General features: G+C 61.6%; 19 protein-coding genes. 10 read left to right on the top strand and 9 right to left on the bottom strand.

Annotated elements, in window-relative coordinates:
- Positions 1-6: 6 nt before the first annotated feature.
- The 4 genes from SM763_RS14980 to xdhA are packed head-to-tail and all read right to left on the bottom strand — an operon-like array spanning position 7 to position 6,128.
- Positions 7-1,524 (bottom strand): ABC transporter ATP-binding protein, encoded by a 1,518-nt coding sequence (locus SM763_RS14980; protein WP_065271091.1) that lies wholly within the window; start codon positions 1,522-1,524, stop codon positions 7-9.
- Positions 1,521-2,483 carry a xanthine dehydrogenase accessory protein XdhC gene (gene xdhC, locus SM763_RS14975; protein WP_368999020.1) on the bottom strand — a complete coding sequence of 321 codons (963 nt, stop codon included), beginning with the start codon at positions 2,481-2,483 and terminating at the stop codon, positions 1,521-1,523. Before xdhC ends, SM763_RS14980 begins: the two co-directional genes overlap by 4 nt.
- Positions 2,473-4,770 carry a xanthine dehydrogenase molybdopterin binding subunit gene (gene xdhB / locus SM763_RS14970; RefSeq protein WP_368999019.1) on the bottom strand — a complete coding sequence of 766 codons (2,298 nt, stop codon included), beginning with the start codon at positions 4,768-4,770 and terminating at the stop codon, positions 2,473-2,475. Before xdhB ends, xdhC begins: the two co-directional genes overlap by 11 nt.
- Positions 4,767-6,128: a xanthine dehydrogenase small subunit gene (gene xdhA / locus SM763_RS14965; protein WP_368999018.1), complete on the bottom strand. Its 1,362-nt coding sequence runs from the start codon at positions 6,126-6,128 to the stop codon at positions 4,767-4,769. Before xdhA ends, xdhB begins: the two co-directional genes overlap by 4 nt.
- 393 nt (positions 6,129-6,521) lie before the next feature.
- Here xdhA and dnaE point away from each other — a divergent pair, with 393 nt between their 5' ends.
- Together dnaE and SM763_RS14955 are read left to right on the top strand one after the other, a co-directional pair.
- Positions 6,522-10,034, top strand: coding sequence for a DNA polymerase III subunit alpha (gene dnaE, locus SM763_RS14960; protein WP_368999017.1), 3,513 nt, complete (start codon positions 6,522-6,524; stop codon positions 10,032-10,034).
- Between the two features lie 142 nt (positions 10,035-10,176).
- Entirely contained in the window at positions 10,177-11,775 is a 1,599-nt protein-coding gene (locus tag SM763_RS14955) for a putative bifunctional diguanylate cyclase/phosphodiesterase (RefSeq protein WP_368999016.1), read from the top strand.
- A 95-nt stretch (positions 11,776-11,870) separates the two neighbouring features.
- Here SM763_RS14955 and SM763_RS14950 read toward each other — a convergent pair whose 3' ends face one another.
- On the bottom strand, positions 11,871-12,065 hold the full coding sequence (locus tag SM763_RS14950) for a SlyX family protein (RefSeq protein WP_065271085.1): 195 nt from the start codon (positions 12,063-12,065) through the stop codon (positions 11,871-11,873).
- Positions 12,066-12,197: 132 nt separating this feature from the next.
- Between SM763_RS14950 and SM763_RS14945 the strand changes: the two genes are divergently transcribed.
- From SM763_RS14945 to hisG, 4 genes are all read left to right on the top strand, one after another.
- Positions 12,198-13,001, top strand: a complete 804-nt coding sequence (locus SM763_RS14945; RefSeq protein ID WP_368999015.1) for a crotonase/enoyl-CoA hydratase family protein — start codon at positions 12,198-12,200, stop codon at positions 12,999-13,001.
- 140 nt (positions 13,002-13,141) lie between these two features.
- Complete coding sequence (gene hisS / locus SM763_RS14940; protein WP_368999014.1) at positions 13,142-14,629, top strand: histidine--tRNA ligase; 1,488 nt, start codon at positions 13,142-13,144, stop codon at positions 14,627-14,629.
- A 4-nt stretch (positions 14,630-14,633) separates the two neighbouring features.
- Positions 14,634-15,722 carry an ATP phosphoribosyltransferase regulatory subunit gene (locus SM763_RS14935; RefSeq protein ID WP_368999013.1) on the top strand — a complete coding sequence of 363 codons (1,089 nt, stop codon included), beginning with the start codon at positions 14,634-14,636 and terminating at the stop codon, positions 15,720-15,722.
- On the top strand, positions 15,719-16,408 hold the full coding sequence (hisG, locus tag SM763_RS14930) for an ATP phosphoribosyltransferase (RefSeq protein ID WP_274830833.1): 690 nt from the start codon (positions 15,719-15,721) through the stop codon (positions 16,406-16,408). The genes SM763_RS14935 and hisG overlap by 4 nt, the downstream gene beginning before the upstream one ends.
- 60 nt (positions 16,409-16,468) lie before the next feature.
- On the opposite strand, the gene SM763_RS14925 is transcribed toward hisG, so the two are convergent.
- Positions 16,469-16,900, bottom strand: coding sequence for a DUF1489 family protein (locus SM763_RS14925; protein WP_065271080.1), 432 nt, complete (start codon positions 16,898-16,900; stop codon positions 16,469-16,471).
- A gap of 350 nt (positions 16,901-17,250) precedes the next feature.
- On the opposite strand from SM763_RS14925, the gene SM763_RS14920 reads away from it, so the two are divergent.
- The 4 genes from SM763_RS14920 to SM763_RS14905 all read left to right on the top strand — a co-directional run bounded on the left by SM763_RS14920 (position 17,251) and on the right by SM763_RS14905 (position 21,851).
- Positions 17,251-19,545, top strand: coding sequence for an adenosylcobalamin-dependent ribonucleoside-diphosphate reductase (locus tag SM763_RS14920; RefSeq protein WP_368999012.1), 2,295 nt, complete (start codon positions 17,251-17,253; stop codon positions 19,543-19,545).
- 319 nt (positions 19,546-19,864) lie between these two features.
- Complete coding sequence (locus SM763_RS14915) at positions 19,865-20,962, top strand: AAA family ATPase (protein WP_368999011.1); 1,098 nt, start codon at positions 19,865-19,867, stop codon at positions 20,960-20,962.
- Positions 20,959-21,147, top strand: a complete 189-nt coding sequence (locus SM763_RS14910; RefSeq protein ID WP_368999010.1) for a hypothetical protein — start codon at positions 20,959-20,961, stop codon at positions 21,145-21,147. Before SM763_RS14915 ends, SM763_RS14910 begins: the two co-directional genes overlap by 4 nt.
- Positions 21,148-21,254: 107 nt before the next feature.
- Positions 21,255-21,851 (top strand): RNA 2'-phosphotransferase, encoded by a 597-nt coding sequence (locus SM763_RS14905; RefSeq protein ID WP_368999009.1) that lies wholly within the window; start codon positions 21,255-21,257, stop codon positions 21,849-21,851.
- A gap of 41 nt (positions 21,852-21,892) precedes the next feature.
- Here the strand turns inward: SM763_RS14905 and SM763_RS14900 are convergent, their stop codons facing one another.
- The 3 genes from SM763_RS14900 to SM763_RS14890 all read right to left on the bottom strand — a co-directional run bounded on the left by SM763_RS14900 (position 21,893) and on the right by SM763_RS14890 (position 22,778).
- The gene (locus SM763_RS14900) at positions 21,893-22,069 is read right to left on the bottom strand and encodes a hypothetical protein (protein WP_274831099.1); all 177 of its coding nucleotides are present in this window, start codon (positions 22,067-22,069) and stop codon (positions 21,893-21,895) included.
- 131 nt (positions 22,070-22,200) lie between these two features.
- Positions 22,201-22,431 (bottom strand): DUF982 domain-containing protein, encoded by a 231-nt coding sequence (locus SM763_RS14895; RefSeq protein ID WP_116560341.1) that lies wholly within the window; start codon positions 22,429-22,431, stop codon positions 22,201-22,203.
- Between the two features lie 140 nt (positions 22,432-22,571).
- Positions 22,572-22,778 carry a cold-shock protein gene (locus SM763_RS14890; protein WP_274831098.1) on the bottom strand — a complete coding sequence of 69 codons (207 nt, stop codon included), beginning with the start codon at positions 22,776-22,778 and terminating at the stop codon, positions 22,572-22,574.
- Positions 22,779-22,901: the final 123 nt, after the last annotated feature.

Raw genomic sequence — 22,901 nt, 5'->3', positions numbered from 1 at the left:
CAGGGATCAGACATGCGCCACCTCCATGCCGTGGGCGCCGCCCATCATCAGGCCGATTTCATCCACCGTCAGCCCCGCAGCCGGGCGCGGCGCGCTCAGGCGGCCTTCGTTGAGAGCGGCGAAACTGTCGGAAATCTCCATCAGCTCGTCCAGATCCTGACTGATGCAGATGACGGCGGTGCCACCTGCGGCCAGATCCAGCAGCGATTGCCGGATCGCGGCGGCGGCAGAGGCATCGACGCCCCATGTGGGCTGGTTCACCACCAGCACCTCGGGGCGTTGCAGCACCTCGCGGCCGATGACGAATTTCTGCAGGTTGCCCCCGGACAGGGAGCGCGCCGCGTTTTCCGGTCCCGGCGTGCGCACGTCGAATTCGGAAATCACGCGTTTGGCAAACGCCTTGGCAGCGGGCCAATTGAGGAACCCACGGCTGACCAGACCTTCGCGTACGGCGGCGGTCAGCATGGCATTTTCCGTGAGGCTCATGTCCGGCGCTGCCGCATGGCCAAGGCGTTCTTCGGGGGCCGACAGCAGCCCAAGGCGGCGCCGCGCAACCGGACCCAGCTTGCCGATGGGCTTCCCGTGAAGTTTCACAGCATCCGGAACCGACAGGGTCTCGCCCGACAGAACTGCAAGGAGTTCATCCTGCCCGTTGCCGGCCACACCGCCGATGCCAAGGATCTCTCCCTTGCGCACGCTCAGGTGGACATTTTTCAGCGCGGTGCCAAAGGCCGAAGGTGCGGGAACCGACAAGCCGCTGATGTCCATCGCCACGTCGCCGAGATCACGGCCAGCGCGTTCCGGGGTCTTGAGTGCGGTACCCACCATCATCTCGGCCATATCGCGGGCCGAGGTTTCGGATGGGGTGCATTCGCCGACATTCTTGCCCAGCCGCAGGATCGTGGCGTGATCGCACAGGGTGCGGATCTCTTCCAGCTTGTGACTGATATAAAGGATCGAGGTGCCTTCGCTGCGCAGTTTCTGCAGGGTCTCGAACAGGATCTCGACTTCCTGCGGGGTCAGCACCGAGGTTGGCTCGTCCATAATCAGCAGTTTCGGGTCCTGCAGCAGGCAGCGGATGATCTCGACCCGCTGGCGTTCCCCGGCAGAGAGATCGCCTACGGTGCGGAACGGATCGAGCGGCAGCCCATAGGTTTCAGAGACTTCGCGGATGCGGCTGGCCAGATCGCGCAGCGGCGGCGGGTTTTCCATGCCAAGGGCGATGTTTTCCGCCACGTTCAGCGCATCGAACAGGGAAAAATGCTGGAATACCATGGCGATGCCATCAGCGCGGGCGGCGCGCGGTTCGGCCGGGGCAAAGGGCGCTCCGCGCAGCAGCATCTGGCCGCTGTCCGGCTTCACCAGCCCGTAGATCATTTTCACAAGGGTGGATTTGCCGGCGCCGTTTTCGCCCAGAAGGGCGTGGACCTCGCCTTCGCCGATGTCGAAGGATACCTGATCATTGGCAACGACGCCCGGGTAGGCCTTGGTCAGGCCCTGGAGGCTCAGAAGGGGTACAGTCACGCGTGCCGGTCCTTTCTTAGTTCCTGTTCTGCGCTGCCTCTTGCATCCAGCGCCAGCAGCTGCGCCGTCACACCGACCGCGATTGCCTGCGGGTGCTTGCCCAGGGCCGGATCCCCGATTGGGCAGGTGATCCGGTCGATCCGCGCGGGGGCGTGGCCTAGGGCTGCAAGCCGGGAGCGGAAGCGCGCCCATTTGGTCGCGGAGCCGATCAGCCCGGCAAAGGCAAAGTCATGTTTCAGTAGGGCGTGGCATAGCGCCAGATCTAGCTCATGGGAATAGGTCAGAACCAGATGTCGGGCAGTTGACGGCGCGTGAGCCACCAAAAGCGACGGATTTTCAGCCCATACGGGGGTTATGGTGTCCGAAATATGCTCAGGAAACCGGTTTCGGGCGGTGTCGACCCAGGTGATGTCGTGATCGGGCAGGGGCGCCAAAACATCGACCAGCGCGCGCCCGACATGGCCCGCGCCCCAGATCCACAACGGGTGCTCTGGCCGGTGCCTGGCTTCGATCATCCAGCCGTCGATCAGCTGTGGGGCCGGGCGCTGGCCCTGATTGCGCTGCCGGGTCAGCAGACGCCGCACCGTGAGCGGCATCGGGCTGTCCTGCCCTGCAGGGCGCGCGATCACCTCGGTGTCGAGGCGGTCGAGGTCATCTGCCTCATAGACCTCGCTCAGCAGCGTTACCGATCCGCCGCAGCACTGGCCCAGATCCGGGCCAAGCGCGTGGGTGCTTAGGCGGGAAGGTGTGTCTTGCCCGGCGGCCCTTTGCGCTGCTTCATACTCAAGCGCGCCTCCGCCGATGGTGCCGGACTGGGCAAAACCGTCCTCCATGCGCCAGACCAGCATGGCGGCGCCCACTTCGCGCGGGGAGGAGCCGTGGATGGCGGCGATCACTACGCGGGTGACGCGACCGTGTGCTGTTACTGCGGCCTTGAGCCCGTCCAGATCAAGCCCCATCACTGGTCCTCCGTGCCGCGCGCCAGATCTCTTCGGCGGTGGCCGGTGCATCAAGGGCAGGATAGGTCGCGCCAAAGGCGGACACCGCATCCGACAGCGCCAGCCAGGCCGAAATCCCCAGCATGAAGGGCGGCTCGCCCACCGCCTTGGATCGGTAGATGGTCTCTTCGCGGTTCTGCCCGTCATAAAGCGCCACGTTGAAGACATCCGGGCGGTCAGAGCAGGCGGGGATCTTGTAGGTTGAGGGCGCATGGGTGCGCAAAGCGCCCTTGTCGTCCCAGACCAGTTCCTCGGTGGTGAGCCATCCGGCGCCCTGCACATAGCCGCCTTCGACCTGGCCGATGTCCAGCGCCGGGTTCAGCGAGGCGCCTGCGTCATGCAGGATATCGGCGCGCAGGATGCGGTTTTCGCCGGTCAGCCGGTCCACCACAACCTCGGTCAGGGCGGCGCCATAGGCAAAGTAGAAGAAGGGGCGTCCCTGTCCCTTGATCCGGTCCCACTCCAGTTTTGGGGTTTTGTAGAACCCGGTCGACGACAGGCTGATCCGCCCCTCGTAGCATAGTTTCGCCGCCGCATCGAAGCTGAGCTCCAGAGCATCGCCGATCCGAACCACGCCATCTGCAAAGACCACATCCGCAGGCGCTGCCTGATGCAGGTTAGCCAGATGTTCGGCCATACGGGCACTGATGGTGTCGCAGGCGGCCTTGACCGCCATCCCGTTGAGGTCCGATCCAGAGGAGGCCGCAGTGGCAGAGGTATTCGGCACCTTGGCGGTGTCGGTGGCGGTGATTTTCACCTTCTCCAGTGGGATGCCAAACCGGCTGGCGGCCACCTGCGCGACCTTCTGGAACAATCCTTGTCCCATCTCGGTGCCGCCGTGGTTCAGGTGGACCGAGCCATCCTGATAGACATGAACCAGTGCCCCAGCCTGGTTGAGGTGGGTCAGGGTGAAGGAAATGCCGAATTTGACCGGAGAGAAGGCAAGCCCCCGTTTGAGGTGTGTCTGCCCCTGGTTCCAGGCAGCGATTTCTGCCTTGCGGGCGGCATAATCCGCGCTCTCCAGCAATTGCGCGGTCATCTCGTGCAATTCGAAATCGCTGACCTCCATGCCATAGGGGGTCGTGTTGTCGCCCGTTGCGGTGCCGGGGGCGGCGTAGTAGTTGCGTTGCCGCAATTCGACCGGGTCCAGCTTCAGATCATGGGCGATATGATCCATCACCCGTTCGATCCCGACCATGCCCTGAGGGCCGCCAAAGCCGCGATAGGCGGTGGCGCTTTGCCGGTTGGTCTTGAGGCGATGACTTACGATGCGGATCGCGGGGATCGCATAGGCGTTGTCAGCGTGCAGCATGGCACGGTCGGCCACCGGCAGCGACAGATCCTGCGCCCAGCCGCAATCCACCAGATGGGTGAACTCCACCCCCAATAGGCGGCCGTCCGTGTCAAACCCCGCCCGGTAGGAAATGCGGAAGGCGTGACGTTTGCCGGTGATGACCATGTCGTCATCGCGGTCATAACGCATCTTGCACGGGCGCCCGGTGTGGCGCGCGGCCACGGCGCAGGCGACGGCCAGCGCGTTGCCCTGGCTTTCCTTGCCGCCAAATCCGCCACCCATGCGCCGGGTCTCCACCCGCACCGCATGCATTGGCAGGCCGATGGCCTCGGCCACTTTGTGCTGGATCTCGGTCGGGTGCTGGGTCGATGAATTGACCAGCATGCCGCCATCCTCTTGTGGCTGGGCCAGCGCAGCCTGTCCTTCGAGATAGAAATGTTCCTGCCCGCCAAGATCAAAGCTGCCTTCGACCATATGAGGGGCGGCGGAGATGGCTGCGGCGGCATCGCCCTTTTGATAGATGCGCGGGCCTTCCTCGAACCGGCTGTCGGCGGCCAATGCGGCCTCCAGCGTCAGCAGGGGTGTTTCCTCGGCGTAGTCGATCACGGCCTTGCGGGCGGCGATGCGCGCGGCCCGGTGGCTGGTTGCCACCACCAGAAACACCGGCTGGCCGACATAGTTGACCGCGCCGGATGTCAGCAGTGGCTCATCATGGTTCGACGGGGAGACATCATTGTCAAAGGGCAGATCACCGGCGCTCAGCACCGCGACCACGCCGGAGCTTTGGCGGGCGGGCTCCAGATCCATCTTGGTGATGCGCCCCTTGGCGATGGGCGACAAGCCGAAGGCCAGATGCAGCGTGCCGCGCGGCGTCGGGGTGTCGTCCACATAGCGGGCGGCGCCGGTCACATGCAGGCGGGCGGCGTCGTGGGGCAGGGGTTTTGCAACGCTCATTGGCCCACCTCCAGCACGCTGACGGTTTCGCCCGCGAGATCCGCGAAACAGCGTTGCAGCATGTTGCGGGCGCAGTCGAGACGGTATTCATCCGAGGCGCGCATGTCCCGCATCGGGGTGAAGTCCTTGTCGAATTCCGCTTGGGCAAGGGCAATGGTTGCCGGTGTCCAGGGTTGCCCGATAAGAGCGGCCTCAACATTGGACGCGCTCTTGGGAATGCCTGCCATGCCGCCAAAGGCGATGCGCGCCGCGCGCACGATGCCATCTTCGACCGTGACATTGAAAGCGCCGAGCACGGCCGAGATGTCCTGGTCAAAGCGTTTGGAGAGCTTGTAGACGCGCAGGGTATCGGGCTGGCGCGGGAAAGAAACTGCCTCGACGAATTCGCCCGGCTGACGGTCCTGTTTGCCGTATTCAAGGAAGAAGTCTTCAAGCGGCAGATCGCGCCGGGTATCGCCCTTGCGAAGGTGCAGCGTGGCGCCAAGCGCGATGAGCGCTGGCGGGTTGTCCCCGATGGGGGAGCCATTGGCGATATTGCCGCCGACCGTGGCGGCTGCGCGCACCTGCTGCGAGGCATAGCGGCGGATCATTTCGCCATAAGAGGGATGCAGGGGCGCAATGGCAGCCCGCATCCGGTTCATGTCGACCATGGCGCCGACGCGCACGGTCTCTTCGCTGATCTCGATCTGTTTCAGGTCGGTGCAGCGGTCTAGGAAAATCATATGCTCCAGATCGCGCAGGCCCTTGGTCACCCAGAGACCGACATCGGTCGCCCCGGCCACCAGCGTTGCCTCGGGGTTAGCGGCGAAGAGCGCGGCGAGATCGTCGGATGAAGTCGGCATGTTATCAAGGGGTGTGGCCGCAGGTGGGGCCTCGGACGCGATCCAGTCGGGCACCGGTTGATCGGCTGCCGCCTTGGCCGCGCGAATGATGGGGGCATAGCCGGTGCAGCGGCACAGGTTCCCGGCCAATTGGTCGTCGAAATCGCGGGCGCCGTTCTTGTGTGCGGTGACCATCGACATGACGAAGCCGGGGGTGCAGAACCCGCACTGGCTGCCGTGATGTTTGATCATTGCGTCCTGGACCGGGTGCAGGCTGCCGTCCGGCCCGGCAGCGCCTTCGACGGTGCGCACCGATTTGCCGTTCAGCTGTGGCAGGAACAGAATGCAGGCATTCAGCGGCTTTGCGCCCTGTTCATCGGTCACCATCACCGTGCAGGCGCCGCAGTCGCCCTCGTTGCAGCCTTCCTTGGTGCCGGTCAGGCCGCGCTCTTCGCGCAGCCAATCGAGCAGCGTCGCCGACGAATTCGCATCGCTCAGCGTTACCTCCTCACCGTTCAGATGAAAGGTGATTGTCATCTTGTGAAACCCGTCGCCTTACCCTGTTTTCCCGTACTGCCAACCCTTCGATGCGACGTAGAAGAGCCAGCGGGATATATGCATGCTTGTTAAGCATAGCCTAGAAAGCCCAAGCGGATTCTGGCAAGAAAAAGCGACACTACGGGCGGCAAAAGCTTTTGGCCGTGAAATCGTCCGGTCGAATGATTTCCATTTGTTATTAGTGCGGTAGCGGGAATTTTGGTGCGCTGGCTTGCCGCGCCTGTTGAAAACACTTTCAAAAAGAGGCGAAGAATGCAGCCCATTATTCAGGCGAAAAGACAGAATCTGCGGTGACAGGCGGCAGCGCGCAAACTGTCGGGCGCGGCACGAATGCGCTTTTCTCCTGCGCGTGGGATCGGATAGCTTGCAGCCATGACCAACGCTCCCCGATTCATTCACCTGCGCACCCACACCGAATACTCTTTGCTGGAGGGGGCGCTGCGGCTGAAGAAGCTGCCGGATCTGTGCAAGGCAAACGATATGCCTGCCATTGCGGTGACGGATACCAATGCGATGTTTTCCGCGTTGGAATTCTCGGTCACCCTGTCCGGCGCCGGGATCCAGCCCATCATCGGCTGTCAGGTGGATCTGACTTTCGAGAAGACCGAACCGGGAGAGCGCCCCAAGGCGCCGGCCCCCATCGTTTTGCTGGCCCAGAACGAGGAGGGGTACGAGCATCTGATGAAGCTGTCCTCCTGTCTTTACGTGGACAAGGGCGGGCAGCTGCCGCAGGTCACGCTGGAGGATCTGGAGGTCAATTCGGCGGGTCTGATCTGTCTGTCCGGCGGGCCGGACGGGCCGGTGGGACAGCTTTTGCAGCAGGGACAGCGCCCGGCAGCCGAGGCGCTGATGCAGCGGTTGAAGGCGATCTACCCGGATCGGCTGTATGTAGAATTGCAGCGCCATCCGGGCGAGGACGGGCAGCCCGATGCGGAAAAGCTGACCGAACGCGGCCATGTGGAAATGGCCTATGCGATGGAACTGCCGCTGGTCGCCACCAATGACGTCTATTTCCCCAAGACCGAGATGTATGAGGCGCATGATGCCATGATCTGCATCGCGGAAGGCGCCTATGTGGACCAGTCCGAGCCGCGCCGCCGCCTGACCGCACAGCATTATTTCAAAAGCCAGCAGGAGATGGTCACGCTGTTTGCCGATCTGCCCGAGGCGGTCGAGAACACGGTGGAAATCGCCAAACGTTGCGCTTTCATGGCCTATCGGCGCGACCCGATCCTACCGAAATTTGCCGATGACGAGGTGCAGGAACTCAGGCGACAAGCGAACGAGGGCCTGCAGAACCGGCTTGCGGTGATCCCGCATGCGGTCAGCGTGGAAGAATACCAGAAACGGCTCGATTTCGAGTTGGACATCATCGAGGGCATGGGCTTCCCCGGCTACTTCCTGATCGTTGCGGACTTCATCAAATGGTCCAAGGACAACAATATCCCTGTCGGGCCTGGCCGTGGCTCGGGTGCGGGCTCGTTGGTGGCCTATGCGCTGACCATCACCGACCTTGACCCGCTGCGCTACAGCCTGCTGTTCGAACGCTTCCTCAACCCGGAACGGGTGTCGATGCCCGACTTCGACATCGACTTTTGTATGGACCGGCGTGAAGAGACGATCCGCTACGTGCAGCAAAAATATGGCCGCGACAAAGTAGGCCAGATCATCACCTTCGGTGCATTGCTATCCAAGGCGGCGGTGCGCGATATCGGACGCGTCTTGCAGATGCCCTATGGTCAGGTGGACCGCCTGTCAAAGATGATCCCGGTGGAAGGGGTGAAACCTGTCTCCATCGAAAAGGCCTTGCAGGACGAACCTCGCTTGAAGGAAGAAGCCCGCAATGAGCCTGTGGTGGACCGGCTTCTGACATACGGTCAACAGGTCGAAGGTCTGCTCAGGAATGCCTCGACCCACGCGGCGGGGGTGGTGATTGGCGACCGGCCACTGGATGCGCTGGTGCCGCTTTATCAGGATCCGCGGTCGGACATGCCTGCGACCCAGTTCAATATGAAATGGGTGGAGCAGGCCGGTCTGGTGAAATTCGACTTTCTGGGCCTGAAGACGCTGACCGTCATTCAAAACGCGGTGGATCTTATCAACCAGTCCGGGCGCGATCTGCACATCGCTGCCGATGGCACCCAGCTTTATGAGCCGCCCGAAGGCGCGGTGAACGAGATCAACGCCATCCCGCTGGATGACGAGGCCTCTTATAAGCTTTATTCCTCGGCCAAGACGGTTGCCGTGTTCCAGGTGGAATCCACCGGCATGATGGATGCGCTGAAGCGCATGAAGCCGAACTGCATCGAGGATATCGTTGCGCTGGTGGCGCTCTATCGTCCCGGTCCGATGGAGAATATTCCAACCTATTGCGAGGTGAAGAACGGCCAGCGCAAGATCACCTCGGTACATCCGCTGATCGACCATATCCTTGAGGAAACCCAAGGCATCATCGTCTATCAGGAACAGGTGATGCAGATCGCCCAGGTCATGGCGGGCTATTCGCTTGGCGGCGCGGACCTGTTGCGCCGCGCGATGGGTAAGAAGATCAAGGCGGCGATGGACGCCGAGCGCCCGAAATTCGAAAAGGGTGCGGCGGAGAATGGCGTCGACAAGAAGAAAGCCTCGGAGGTTTTCGACCTTCTGGAGAAATTCGCCAACTACGGCTTCAACAAATCGCACGCGGCGGCCTATGCGGTGGTTTCCTACCAGACGGCCTGGTTAAAGGCGAACCACCCGGTGGAGTTCATGGCCGGGGTCATGAACTGCGATATTCACCTCACGGATAAGCTGGCGATCTATTTCGAAGAGGTCCGAAAAGGTCTAAGCCTGCCCTACGTGCCGCCCTGCGTGAACCGCTCCGAGGCGACCTTCAACGTGGTGAACGGCGAACTGGTCTATGCGCTGGGCGCGCTCAAGAACGTCGGCGTCGATGTCATGCGGCTGGTGACAGCGGCGCGGCGCGAGGATGGCACGGAACGGCCCTTTGTCAGTATTTTCGACTTTGCCCGCCGGGTGAATCTGAAGAAGGTCGGCAAGCGCCCGCTGGAAATGCTGGTGCGGGCCGGAGCCTTTGATCAGCTCGACAGCAACCGCCGCCGCCTGTTCGAAAGCCTTGAGGGGCTGGTCAATTATTCTGCCGCGATCCACGAACAGAAGAATTCAAATCAGGTCTCGCTATTCGGCGAGGCGGGGGATGACCTGCCCGAGCCGCGCCTTGCTGGTACCCCGGACTGGCTGCCTGCCGAACGTCTGGGCGAGGAGTTCAAGGCGATCGGTTTCTACCTGTCCGGTCACCCGCTGGACGACTATATGCCCGCCCTGAAACGCAAGGACGTGATGACCCTAGATGAGGTCACCGCCAAGGCCGAGCGCGGTCCCTTCATGGCCAAGATGGCCGGGGTTGTCGCCGGGCGGCAGGAGCGCAAATCGGCGCGCGGCAACCGGTTTGCCTTTGCCCAGCTCAGCGATACGAGCGGCGCCTATGAGGTGACCCTGTTCTCCGAAGTTCTGGAAAAATCGCGCGAGTTCCTTGAGACCGGTGCCAAGGTGGTGATCACCGCCGAGGCGACCATGGAAAGCGACCAGCTGAAACTGTTGGTGCGCTCGGTCGGGCCAGTGGATGCGGCCATTGCCGATGCCGGAAAAAGCTCGCTCAGGGTCTATGTCAGTGATGCCAGCGCCATCGGCACTGTGGCCCGCGTGCTGGAGGATGCAAAATCCGCCGCCCGCAACGCCAGCCGGGGCGAGGTGCTGATGTATCTGCAGGATCCCGGTCTTCCGGGCGATGTGGAAATGGATCTAGGGCAGATCTTTCCGATCAACCCGCAGATCAAGGGCGCGCTGAAGTCGCTGGAAGGTGTTTTGGACGTCGAGGAAATCTAACCCCAGACCCGGCGGGAAACCACCGCGCCGGGATGTGGGGAGTGAACCGTTAAAGCTTTAGATAAACGTCTTCTTCTTGCTGAACGTGTTTTTAGGATAACTGGCATAGTCAAAGGGAAACCTTTTGCACTAGGGCTGCTTCGTGTCATCGTTTTTCGCCAGATTGAAAGACTACTGGGTCTACCTGCTGATCTGTGCAGGGACGATGGTAACCTTTGTGATCAGCGTTGAAATCGATGCATTCGATACCTTCTACGAGTACAGTCGCGCGCATGAGGACTGGGAGCTGGACGAGATCGCCATTCTGGTGCTCAACCTGGCCTTCGGGTCGTTTGTTGCGCTGATCGTAAGGTCCCGCCAGTTGGCCCGCGTTGCAGGGGAACGGGACCGGGCCGAGAAAGAGGCGCAGCAGTTCGCGTGGCATGATCCCCTGACGGGCCTGCCGAACCGGCGTGCGTTCGTCGATCACCTGGCTGCGCTCGACAGCGCAGACGGGGCATCGGGCGGGGTTGTGCTGATGCTGGATCTTGATCGGTTCAAGGCGGTCAATGACATCCACGGACATGCCTATGGCGATCTGGTCCTGATGGAGTGTGCAGCGCGGCTGAGGGCAGAACTCACTGCGGATGATCTTGTTGCGCGTCTGGGCGGAGATGAATTTGCAATCGCGCTGGATCCGGAGACCACCGCGACGCGCGCTGAAAGCGTCGCCCGACGTTTGCTGACTGCGATTTCACAGCCGATTCTGGTGGATGGTATCCGGCTGTCCGTCGGCACCAGTGTCGGACTGGCCTTGCTGACACCCCGGCATAAGGCGTCAGACGCCCTGCAATACGCAGATCAGGCGCTCTATTCGGCCAAGAAAGGCGGCCGTGGGCAATTTGCCTGGTTCGACGCAGAGTTGGAACAGGAGGCGCGGGAGCGGCGCGCATTGGAGCTGGATCTGAAAGAGGCCGTAGCGAATGACGAAATCGCACCCTTCTTTCAGCCCGTCTTTGACATTGCCACCGACAGGCTGCGCGGCTTTGAGGTGCTTGCGCGCTGGACCCACGCCACCCGCGGCGTGGTGCCGCCTGATCTGTTCATTGAAATCGCCGAGGATGTCGGGCTGATTGCCCCGCTGGGCTGGAGCGTCCTGCGCCAGGCCTGCCTTGTGGCGCGCAGCTGGGATCCGCGGGTGCGGCTGGCGGTGAATGTGTCGCCGACCCAGTTCCGCGACGGTCATCTGGTCGAGCGGATGAAAGAGGTGTTCGAGGAAACGGGCTTTGATCCCCGCCGGTTGGAAATCGAACTGACGGAAACCGCAATCATGTCGGATTTTGCCATGGCGCAATCCACCCTAAGACAGCTGCATGCACTGGGCGTCACAGTGGCGCTGGATGATTTCGGGGCGGGTTTCTCGTCGCTGTCCAACTTGCGGCAATTGCCGTTCGACAGTATCAAGATCGATGGCAGCTTCATTTCCGACATCAAGGATCGGCCCGAAAACCAGCGAATCGTATCGGGGATCCTGGCCCTGGCGCATGGGCTGGATCTGGAGGTGACGGCGGAAGGAGTGGAAACCGATGCGGATTTCGACTTCTTGCAGTCGGTGAAATGCGAAATGGGGCAAGGGTATCATTTCGCCCGCCCCATGTCGGGGGAAGACGTGGCTTGGATGCTGGAAACAAAGTGGTCATCGCTGCGGCGCATGCGCTCCAGTTCTGATCCGGAGCAGGACCGGTTCTCCAAGGCAGGCTAGCGCCGCGTGCCTGAAACGCCGCAGCGGCGGGGCGGAAACGGGGGACCGTGGCCGAGGAAGGGGCTTTCAAGCCTTGCCTGCAATCCTAGACCCGCTCAGTAATGCGGCGGCCGTTCATCTCCGAAAATCACCCCGCCGGTGCCTTCCTGAGACCGGGTTGCCTCGCGCTCGAACAGCATCTGAACCCGGTGGGTCAGGCGGTCCAGTTCGGTTTGCTGACGGGCAATCACATCGCTCAGCTCGTCAACGGTGCGGGTAAGATGCGCGATCTGTTCTTCCAGGTGCTGCATGATGTGTCTCCTTGGCTGCGCAACGTCATACGCGCGCCGGGCTTGCCGGTCCATGGGGGAAACGCCAACCTGCTACCGCGGTAGGCCGACGGGAGACGGCAGACAGGCACAGGATCGGCGGGAGGAGATGCCATGACAATCAGCAGTGAAACACAGGATGGGGTCACCACCATCTCCATCTGCCGCCTCGAGGTGCGCAATGCGGTGGATCCGGATACGGCCCGCGCGCTGTTCGAGGCGTTTCTGGCGTTTGACGCAGATCCGGGCGCTCGGGTTGCTGTGCTGACCGGGCAGGGCGGCTATTTCTGTGCGGGCTTTGACCTGAAATCCGCAGGATCGGGCGCTGCGGATGCCTGGATCGCCGGGCTGGATATTCCTGAAGGGTGGTCTGATCCCATGGCCGATCCGCTGCCCGGACCGATGGGGCCCTCGCGGCTGATGCTGCGCAAACCGGTGATCGCCGCCATCGAAGGCCCTGCCGTCGCCGGGGGGCTGGAACTTGCCGCCTGGTGCGATCTGCGCGTGATGGCTGACGACGCGACCGCAGGTGTATTCTGCCGCCGCTGGGGGGTGCCGCTGATCGATGGCGGCACGGTGCGCCTGCCGCGCATTCTGGGGCAGGGGCGCGCAAATGATCTGATCCTGACCGGACGCCCGGTGCAGGCATCGGAAGCCCTGTCGATGGGGCTGACAAGTCGGGTCTGCGCCCCAGGGGCCGCGTTGGAGGAGGCTCAGGCGCTGGCGGCTGATCTGGTGCGCTATCCGCAGGCCTGCATGTTGGCCGATCATCTCTCCGCCCGCATGGCGCCAGCGGAACTGGCGGCGGCACTGAAACGCGAATGGCAATCGCGCGCAAGTTTCGTGGCCGAAGGGCGCGACGGCGCGGCGCGCTTTGCCGCAGGCAAGGGGCGTGGCGGAGACTTTGCCAATATCTGACAGGCTGTCGTACTCAATCGCAGCTGAGGCGCAAAGGCCGCGACGTCACCTCAGCGCGTATCGTTACCTTGCCGTTGTTACATGCATCGGCTAGACCCCGCGGCACGTATCAGACCAACGACACCCGTGAGGAGGCCACAATGGCCAAAGTCAAGAAACAACCCCGCCCCAAGGCCATCACGCCCAAGGGTTTCCGCGATTATTTCGGCGCCGAGGTCACCCAGCGCACCGAGATGCTGCATGCGATCGCCGGGGTTTACCATCGATACGGGTTTGATGCGCTGGAATCCTCGGCCGTGGAAACGGTGGAGGCGCTGGGCAAGTTCCTGCCGGATGTGGACCGCCCGAACGAGGGTGTCTTTGCCTGGCAGGAAACCGACGAGAGCGGCCAGGGCGACTGGATGGCGCTGCGCTATGATCTGACGGCGCCGCTGGCGCGGGTTTATGCCCAGCACCGCAACGATCTGCCCACCCCCTATCGCCGCTACGCGATGGGGCCGGTCTGGCGCAACGAAAAACCGGGACCGGGCCGCTATCGCCAGTTCTACCAATGCGATGCCGATACCGTTGGTACCGCTTCGATGGCGGCGGACGCTGAAATCTGCGCCATGCTGTCTGACACGCTGGAAACCGTCGGCATTCCGCGTGGCGACTATCTGGTGCGAGTCAACAACCGCAAGGTTCTGAACGGTGTGCTTGAGGCCATGGGACTTGAGGAAGACGCTGCCTCCCGCGATGACGTGCTGCGTACCATCGACAAGTTTGACAAGGTCGGCGAAGAGGGCGTGCGCCAGCTGCTGACCAAGGGACGGCTTGATGCCTCCGGTGCCTATATCGACGGTGTTGGCCTTAGCGAAGAACAGGCTGCGCCGGTTCTGGCCTTCCTGACCTCCAAGGCTGCCGACACCGCTGGAACGCTGGAAAACCTGCGCGCTGCCGTGGGCGACAGCAAGATCGGCGCCGAAGGCATTGCCGAGCTGGAGCAGATTGGCGCGTTGCTGGCGGCGGGTGGCTATGGCCCCGACCGGATCGAAATTGACCCCTCTGTTGTGCGGGGGCTTGGTTATTACACCGGTCCGGTGTTCGAGGCCGAGCTGACCTTTGAAATCCTAGATGAAAAGGGCCGTAAACGACAGTTCGGCTCGGTTGCGGGCGGCGGTCGTTATGACGGGCTGGTGAAACGGTTCACCGGGCAGGAAGTGCCGGCCGTTGGGGTCTCCATCGGTGTCGACCGTCTGCTGGCAGCGCTGCGCGAAAAGGGACGTCTTGCCACCCAGCCGACCGGGCCCGTGGTGGTCACCGTGATGGACCGCGACCGCATGGCCGATTATCAGGCGATGGTAACCGAACTGCGCAACGCAGGCATCCGGGCCGAGGTCTATCTGGGCAATCCCAAGAATTTCGGCAACCAGCTGAAATACGCGGACAAACGCCATTCCCCCGTCGCCGTGATCGAAGGCGGCGACGAAAAGGAAAACGGTGTGGTGCAGATCAAGGACCTGATCCTTGGGGCAAAGATTGCCGAAAACGCCACGCTGGAAGAATGGAAAGAACGGCCCAGCCAGTTCGAAGTGCCGCGCACGGATCTTGTCGCGAAGGTGCGCGAGATCCTCGAAAGTCAGGGATAGTCCGATGCCCACACGTTCAGAAATATTGGCCCGCGCCGCACGGTTGCGGATGAATTTCGAGGCGGCCGGTGCCCAGGCAGTCGAGCCGCCGCTGTTGCAGCCTGCTGAAACGCTGCTGGATCTTTACGGCGAGGACATCCGCGCCCGCGCCTATATCACCTCGGATGCGCTGCGCGGCGAACAGATGCTGCGCCCCGATTTCACCGTGCCCGTCGTGCAGATGCATATGCGCCAAGGCGCCGATCCGGCCCGCTATACCTACTCGGGCGAGGTGTTTCGCCGTCAGGAACATGACCCGGACCGCGCCAATGAATATGTGCAGGTCGGCTATGAGGTCTTTGACCGCGCCGATCCCGCCGGGGCCGATGCTGAGGTTTTTGCCCTGATCGCCCTGCAGCTCCGCGGCCTGCCGCTGCGCGCCGCGACTGGCGATATCGGCATCCTGATGGCTGCGGTAGAGGGGCTCAACACCACCGACAAGCGTAAATCCGCGCTGATGCGGCATATCTGGCGGCCGCGCCGGTTCCGCAGTCTGCTGGAACGCTATGCCGGGCGGGGCACCGTGCCGGAAAGCCGTAAGAAGCTCTTGTCCACCGAAGGTCCCCTGAGCGGATCCGCCCCCGCGATTGGCAAACGCCGCGCCGCCGAGGTTGACGCACGGGTTGAGCTGCTGCGCGCCGATGCCGCCATGCCGCCGATTTCCGAGCATGAGCTGTTGGCGTTGGAAGCGCTGATGGCCGTGCGCGAAACCATCCCCTATGCCATCGAGCAGATGCGCGATATCGCGGTGGATCTGCCACAGATCCTGCCCGCGCTGGACCGGCTGGAGGCGCGCAGCGCCGCGATGAAGGCGCGTGGCATCGATGTCGACAGTCTCGATTTCGAAGCCTCCTACGGGCGCACCTCGATGGAATATTACGACGGCTTCGTCTTTGGCTTTTATGCCGAAACCCAGCCCGGACTGCCGCCGGTGGCCAGTGGCGGACGCTACGATGCGCTGACCCGGCAGTTGGGGCAGGGCGATGAAATCCCGGCGGTTGGCGGGGTATTGCGCCCTGATCTGATGCTGATGCTCGAGGAGGCGCAGTCATGAGCCTGAAGCTTGGCGTGCCGTCCAAGGGGCGGCTGATGGAAAAGACCTTTGACTGGTTTGCGAAACGCGGCGTGACCCTGTCGCGCACCGGGTCAGAGCGTGAATATGCCGGGGCCATCGAAGGCGTGCCGGGGATGGAACTGGTGCTGCTGTCCGCCGGAGAGATCCCGCGCGAACTGGCGGCGGGGCGGATTCACCTTGGGGTGACGGGCACCGATCTGGTGCAGGAAAAACTGCCCCGCTGGGAACAGCAGGTCGAAGAGCTGGAGCCGCTGGGGTTCGGGTTTGCCGATCTGGTGCTGGCGGTGCCGCAGTTCTGGATCGACGTGGATACGCTTGATGATCTGGACGCGGTTGCGGCGGCGTTTCGCCAGACCCATGGACACCGGCTGCGGATCGCCACGAAATACCACCGGCTGGTGCGTGAATTCCTGACCGAGGCCGGTGTAGCCGATTACCAGCTGGTCGACAGCCAGGGTGCCACCGAAGGCACGGTGAAGAACGAGACCGCTGAAATGGTCGCCGATATCACCTCGACCGGAGAAACCCTCAGGGCCAACCACCTGAAGCTGCTGAGCGACGGTTTGGTGCTGAAGTCCCAGGCCACCCTGTGGCGCAGCCGCGAGGCAAAATACAGCGCCGATGAAAAGGTCGCGCTGAATACTCTGTTGGACATGATTGGATAAACTCTCACGTCGGCCTGCGGCTCCCGCATTTGCGGGGGCCGGGTTCCGCGGCAGGGCGCGTTACAGGACGCCGATCTCCGCCAGTGCCTGCGACAGTTCAGCGGGCAGGGGCTGTTCCTCTTCGCGCCCCTCTGGCAGGTCTGCGGGGCTGTCCTCGGGCTTCAGATAGCGCCAGCCCTGAAACGGACGTTTGGGCGCGGTGTTGGTGCGATGCAGGTCGCGGTCCAGCACGATAGCGCAGCGGCGGATACCGTCCTCGCCGGTGACCTCGTCCAGCCGCAGAATGCGCTGGCGGCATTGGATCAGCCCCTTGATCACCCAGAAGATCGAGCCGCCATTCAGCAGCTCTGCCTCGCGTTTCGGCCACATGCGGGTCACGTGGCGGGGCAGGCCTTCGGGCAGCGTCTGGCGGTACTGCTCCTGCCAGGCCTGAAGGGTTTCCACACTTTCGGTTCCGACCGAGAGTTTGACCAGATTGATGTGTTTTTCCAAGGTCGTCCCCCAAGTGCCCAGTCATAGTGACCAGGTTCGTTATCCTAGGCCTTTTGCCGCGCTCGGCAAGCGACTGCAAATCGCTTTTGCGTGGGAGACACCTGCGCTGCTGTCGTGTGCAGGTCCGGGCGAGGCGTTCGAAAACTCTCCCACAGTTATCCACAGGCTGCCCACAGGTTTCTCCCCGCAGGCAACAGCATCTAGTGTTTCGTTTGGGGGTAGGCGTCAATATGTGGTAGGGTCAAGGGTAAAAATCTATGTCGAAATCGTAAATTTGCGTTGAGGCTTCTCTAAACCGTGTAGTATCGAGAGCGCCACGCCGTAACGACCAGCCACGAGGGATTCGCTGTATGAGCCGCTTTGCCGCCCCCATTGCCGAGCAGATCTGGGACATGAAATACCGCTTTAAACAGGCGGATGGGACCCCGATTGACGTCACTGTCGAAGACAGCTGGCGCCGGATTGCACGCGATCTGGCACGGGCCGAGGACAAGCCCGATGTCTGGGAGGAAAAGTTCTTCGAGGCGCTGGAAGATTTCAAATATCTGCCCGCAGGCCGCATCACCGCAGGGGCGGGGACTGCGCGTCAGGTGACCCTGTTCAACTGTTTTGTCATGGGCACCGTGCCCGACAGCATGGCGGGTATCTTCGACATGCTGAAAGAGGCAGCCCTGACCATGCAGCAGGGCGGTGGCATCGGCTATGATTTCTCGACCATCCGCCCGCGCGGCGCCGACGTAAAAGGCGTGGCGGCAGATGCATCCGGCCCCCTGTCCTTTATGGATGTCTGGGACGCCATGTGCCGCACCATCATGTCCGCAGGCAGCCGCCGCGGCGCCATGATGGCGACCATGCGCTGCGATCACCCGGATATCGAACAGTTCATCACCGCCAAATCCGACCCGGCGCGGCTGCGTATGTTCAACATGTCCGTGCTGGTCACCGATGACTTCATGGATGCGGTCAAGGCAGACGGCTCCTGGGATCTGGTCTTTGGCGACAAGGTCTATCACACGGTCGAGGCACGTGATCTGTGGAATAAGATTATGCAGGCGACCTATGACTATGCCGAACCGGGCGTGATCTTTATCGACCGGATCAACAAGGCCAACAACCTCTCCTACGTCGAGGAAATCTGCGCCACCAACCCCTGCGGCGAGCAGCCCCTGCCGCCCTATGGGGCCTGCCTTCTGGGCTCCGTCAACATGGCGCGGCTGGTGTCGAACCCGTTTGAAGCCAATGCCGAGCTGAATCTTGATGCGATGCAGGAGCTGGTCGCCACCGCGGTGCGGATGATGGACAACGTCGTCGACGTCTCCAAATTCCCGCTGGAGGCGCAGGCGGCCGAAGCCCAGAACAAGCGCCGGATCGGCCTTGGTGTCACCGGGCTGGCCGATGCGCTGCTGATGCTGGGCCTGCGCTATGGCTCGGACGAGGCGGCGCGTCAGACCGACGAGTGGCTGCACCAGATCGCCCGCGCCGCCTATCTGGCCTCGGTGGATCTGGCCAAGGAAAAAGGCGCCTTCCCGCTGTTCGATGCAGAGAAATATCTGGCGTCGGGCAACATGATGAACATGGACGAGGACGTGCGCGACGCGATCCGCGAACATGGCATCCGCAACGCGCTGCTGACCTCGATCGCGCCCACCGGCACCATCAGCCTTTATGCGGGCAATGTTTCCTCGGGGATCGAGCCGGTCTTTGCCTATGCCTATACCCGCAAGGTGCTGCAAAAGGACGGCTCGCGCACCGAAGAGGAAGTGGTGGACTACGCTGTCAAGATGTACCGCGACAAGTTCGGCGCCGATGCGGAACTGCCCGACTATTTCGTCAACGCCCAGACCCTGGCGCCTGCGGATCACGTCAAGATGCAGGCAGCGGCGCAGAAGTGGATCGACAGTTCCATTTCCAAGACCATCAACTGCCCGGAAGACATCTCATTCGATGACTTCAAGGATGTCTACATGCAGGCCTGGGATCAGGGCTGCAAGGGCTGCACCACCTACCGCCCCAATGATGTCACCGGATCTGTCCTGTCAGTCAGCGAAAGCGCCGATACCGCGCCGGGTGAAACTGCGGATGCACCGCACGAAAGCGACACGGAGAACGGCGCAGAAGTGGTCTATATGTCCGAACCGCTGGACCGTCCGCAAAGCCTGGAAGGCCATACCTACAAGCTGAAATGGCCCGACAGCGAGCACGCGATTTACCTGACCATCAACGACATCATCATTGGCGGCCACCGCCGCCCGTTCGAGGTCTTCATCAACTCCAAGAACATGGAGCATTACGCCTGGACGCTGGCGCTGACGCGGATGATCTCGGCCGTATTCCGCCGTGGTGGCAACGTATCCTTCGTGGTGGAGGAACTGAAAGCCGTCTTTGACCCACGTGGGGGGGCCTGGGTGCAGGGCAAATATATCCCCTCGATCCTGGCGGCCATCGGCGGCGTGATCGAAACCCACATGGTAGCAACCGGGTTCCTCGAAGGGGAGGGTATGGGGCTGAAGTCGGATCCTAAGGCGGAAGTCGTCACCCTGAACACCCCGCGCGGCAAGGCCTGCCCAAGCTGCGGCCAGTTTGAAATGCAGATGGTCGAAGGCTGCATGACCTGCCGCAGTTGTGGCCATTCCAAATGCGGCTGAACGCGGGGTGACCCATCTGTCGGGACCACTAATAAACTGCCATTGATGGGGGTTTTTTGCCATTCCCGCACGAGATAAATTGCCACCGGCTGCGCTGCAGTCGGTGGTTTTGTTTGTAAACAATGGCTTAGGTGAGGTCCTCGATTTGCCTGCTGAAGGAGGCCCTACTTCCTTGAGCAACAAAGGCACCTGTTGACCGAGGCGACCGTATTGAGCAGGACTGAACTCAATACCTGGCCAGGTTCTTCCCCAAACTTCCTGAACGCACTTCCTTGCATTCGGGAACCAAACGGCGCGGTGCGTCGGGAAAGGACCAATGATGTCTAAGATCAAATTCATCGAGGCGGAGTTTTATGATGCCAATGCAGACAAGCGAGCAATTCGGTGGCGCCTGGAACGGTTCCTGAAAGTACGCCGCGCTCCAGAGCGCGGGATCGTGCCGCCCGATCCGGATGCTCCGAGTGATCTCCTGCGTTGGGAAAGCGATTTGGCCCTTGTTGAGCTCGGGCGCGAAGTTGAGGGGCGGATAGATCGCCGGGCTGGTAGGGTGGTGGAAACGCGGGCTGCGCTCGCAGGTCTCTCCCATCTCAAGCACGAGGACTTAAAGGCCCTGAAGGTTTTGCGCAACGGTGCGGAGCTGATCCGGATCCGGTCGGAGCAGCAGGCAGATGAAATCGCTGCCGGGATCCACGCAAACATGCCGTGGATGGCCCCCGCGACAGATTTTCTCTGGAAGTCGATGCGGCGCTCGGTCCGCACTGGAGACGCGGGCTTCCGGCTGCCACCATTGCTCTTGGACGGACCTCCGGGGATCGGCAAAAGTATGTGGGCCCGGCAGTTGAGCATTGCACTTGGTGTGCCCCGCTGTGGCGTGGAGGCGACGGCAGAGCAGGCGTCGTTTAGCATCGTGGGGGCGCAGCGCGGCTGGGCTAGCGCACTTCCGGGACGCCCATTGACGACAATCCTGAAACATCTGATTGCCAACCCGGTGGTCGTTGTGGATGAAGTTGAAAAGGCCGGGGTTGCCAACTCGACCAAAGGGACCAGCTTTGGCCTGACCGAGGGGTTGTTGTCCCTCTTGGAGCCATCTTCCGCGATCTCGTGGCAGTGCCCCTTTTACCAGGTGGGGTTCGACATGTCCTGGATTAGCTGGGTGCTGACCTCCAACACATTGGCGACTTTGCCTGCTCCATTGCTGAGCCGCCTGGAGGTTATGCGCCTGCCAGCGATTCCTGTTACTGAGCTGACCGATTTTGCCCACCGCGAGGGCAGGAGGCGTGGATTAACGCAAACTTCGGTAGAGGCCGTGGTCGAGGCGTTGGACATTGCTGGGCGAGGTGCTGAGTTGAACCTGAGGCATGTGATCCGAATGCTGACACGGGGGGAAGCGATGGAGGCGGTTGGAATTCGTCATTGAGCACACAGTTCTGCGCCCACTTCATCCACAGAAAAGGAGCCGCATATCCGAAGCCCGCGCGGAGAGATCCAGGTTTCCTGGCGTGGTATCGTTTCTTCGATCTCCTGACTTTGGATGCATTGAAGGTCACCGAAGAAACCTACGACTTCCTGATCGAGATCATGAACAAGGCGGTTGGCGAGTAACCCACACCCGGATCCGCGATCCTTTCTGTAGAACGTACATATTTACAGGGGCATTGATGAAATCGTCCCCATCTTGGAATGAAGTGAGATGAGGTACCACAAAGACCATGTCGAGACAGAGCAAGCTTTTATCACGCATCCTCCGGCATGAACCGGACCTGGTCGGGCTGACACTTGGCAGGGGCGGCTGGATCCAGGTGGATGACCTGCTGCGCGCCTTGAAAAGGGCAGGACATCGGGTCACGCGCGACGCTCTCCGTCAGATCGTAGCGGAAAATGACAAGCAGCGCTTCACGCTGTCCGGCGACGGGCGTCGCATCCGGGCGGCGCAAGGTCACAGTATTCCGGTCGAACTGGAATTGGCTCCCTCCGAGCCCCCGACCATACTGTTCCACGGTACCGCAAGCGCTAACCTTGATGCGATCTTTGCATCGGGCCTCATCCCTGGCCGCCGACAGCACGTCCACCTGTCACCCGATCAGGACACTGCGTTGAAGGTCGGCACGCGGCACGGCCGCCCAGTCGTCCTGCGGGTCAACACTGCGGCCATGCACGCTGATGGCCTTATCTTCTGGAGGGCCGATAACGGCTGCACTTACGACACGCACTCCCCCAAAATACCGCAGGAAACATTGGCGATAGAAAACCGCTCTCTCGGCAATTTCGGCTTGCGGGTGGAGCTCCCCTGCCGTCTGGAGACATAGAAACGGCAATATCTCGGTCCGGCTGTCAGAAGGGATTTGTCCTACCTATCTCCGCGTTCATATTGCAGTCGGGATCGTCTAAGGCGCTCATTCTTGGCTCGGCGCATTTCGTTTTCGTCATCCAGAATTTCACGCGCTGCACGGGTGGTTTTCTCCATCGCTGTTTCCTTGCGGCGAACACCGACGAGTTTCAGCGCCTCAGTATCAAGCTTGGTCATGGTCTTGCTCCGTTGAGATCGATTGTGCGGCAGGGCGGTATTGCGTAAAAATTCAATCCGTTTTCTATCGGGTGGGCTATGGGATGGATGGAAACGGCTGCGCGGCCATGGCGCCAACTAGCAGTGGCTGCCTAAGCAGCCGCAGGAACATCCGCCTGAAATCCAGCGGTGTCCACTGCCAGAAGGAAAGCGGCGCGCGCAGCTCCGACAGGAGCAAGACAGTCCATGGCCGCATCGATCTGCTCGAGTGCGACGTCTCTGTTTCTGTCAGAAACAGGCCATGCTTTCTGCAGCCAAAAATGGGCTTGTTCGATTGTGGAGATTTTACGCGTTCGCCCTTCGGACGGCAGGAAAATGGTCATGGGGGTGCCCCAAGAGAGTTCTATCAAGTGTATTCTTTCGGTACTTTGGGAAAAACCGCATCTGGAACATGATCACTGAAGATGCGGGAAGCGAGAGCATTGCAGAATGCTCCCGTTGAGTGCTTGAAACCTGTAAAGGTTTAGGCGAGTGCAAGATTGCTGGCGGACTCGCGTCCGTCGCGACCGGCCTCGACATCAAAGGTCACGGCTTGACCATCGTCCAACTGCTGGATGCCAGAGCGTTCCAGAGCGGAAATATGGACAAAGATGTCCTTCGATCCGTGCTCGGGCGCGATAAAACCAAAACCTTTTTGAGAGTTGAACCATTTCACGGTGCCATTGGCCATCGTGTCGTCTCCTTGAAAAAATGCCATCCGCAACATGCGATAGCCCGGCCCAGTGTCGACATAAGAACAACTGGGGCCGTTAGGAAACAGAAGAACGTAGGAAGAAGCTTTGCCCAACCTACA

Source organism: Pseudophaeobacter sp. C1-32P7, assembly GCF_041008775.1.
In the GTDB taxonomy this organism is placed as follows: Bacteria; Pseudomonadota; Alphaproteobacteria; order Rhodobacterales; family Rhodobacteraceae; genus Phycobacter; species Phycobacter gallaeciensis_A.
This window is presented reverse-complemented; position numbering and strand designations above follow the sequence as displayed.

Bases quoted from the DNA above. Each gene is read 5' to 3' on its own strand.
- xdhC (WP_368999020.1), bottom strand. From the start codon at position 2,483: ATGGGGCTTGATCTGGACGGGCTCAAGGCCGCAGTAACAGCACACGGT.
- xdhB (WP_368999019.1), bottom strand. From the start codon at position 4,770: ATGAGCGTTGCAAAACCCCTGCCCCACGACGCCGCCCGCCTGCATGTG.
- xdhA (WP_368999018.1), bottom strand. From the start codon at position 6,128: ATGACAATCACCTTTCATCTGAACGGTGAGGAGGTAACGCTGAGCGAT.
- dnaE (WP_368999017.1), top strand. From the start codon at position 6,522: ATGACCAACGCTCCCCGATTCATTCACCTGCGCACCCACACCGAATAC.
- SM763_RS14950 (WP_065271085.1), bottom strand. From the start codon at position 12,065: ATGCAGCACCTGGAAGAACAGATCGCGCATCTTACCCGCACCGTTGAC.
- SM763_RS14945 (WP_368999015.1), top strand. From the start codon at position 12,198: ATGACAATCAGCAGTGAAACACAGGATGGGGTCACCACCATCTCCATC.
- hisS (WP_368999014.1), top strand. From the start codon at position 13,142: ATGGCCAAAGTCAAGAAACAACCCCGCCCCAAGGCCATCACGCCCAAG.
- SM763_RS14935 (WP_368999013.1), top strand. From the start codon at position 14,634: ATGCCCACACGTTCAGAAATATTGGCCCGCGCCGCACGGTTGCGGATG.
- hisG (WP_274830833.1), top strand. From the start codon at position 15,719: ATGAGCCTGAAGCTTGGCGTGCCGTCCAAGGGGCGGCTGATGGAAAAG.
- SM763_RS14920 (WP_368999012.1), top strand. From the start codon at position 17,251: ATGAGCCGCTTTGCCGCCCCCATTGCCGAGCAGATCTGGGACATGAAA.
- SM763_RS14915 (WP_368999011.1), top strand. From the start codon at position 19,865: ATGTCTAAGATCAAATTCATCGAGGCGGAGTTTTATGATGCCAATGCA.
- SM763_RS14905 (WP_368999009.1), top strand. From the start codon at position 21,255: ATGTCGAGACAGAGCAAGCTTTTATCACGCATCCTCCGGCATGAACCG.
- SM763_RS14900 (WP_274831099.1), bottom strand. From the start codon at position 22,069: ATGACCAAGCTTGATACTGAGGCGCTGAAACTCGTCGGTGTTCGCCGC.
- SM763_RS14895 (WP_116560341.1), bottom strand. From the start codon at position 22,431: ATGACCATTTTCCTGCCGTCCGAAGGGCGAACGCGTAAAATCTCCACA.
- SM763_RS14890 (WP_274831098.1), bottom strand. From the start codon at position 22,778: ATGGCCAATGGCACCGTGAAATGGTTCAACTCTCAAAAAGGTTTTGGT.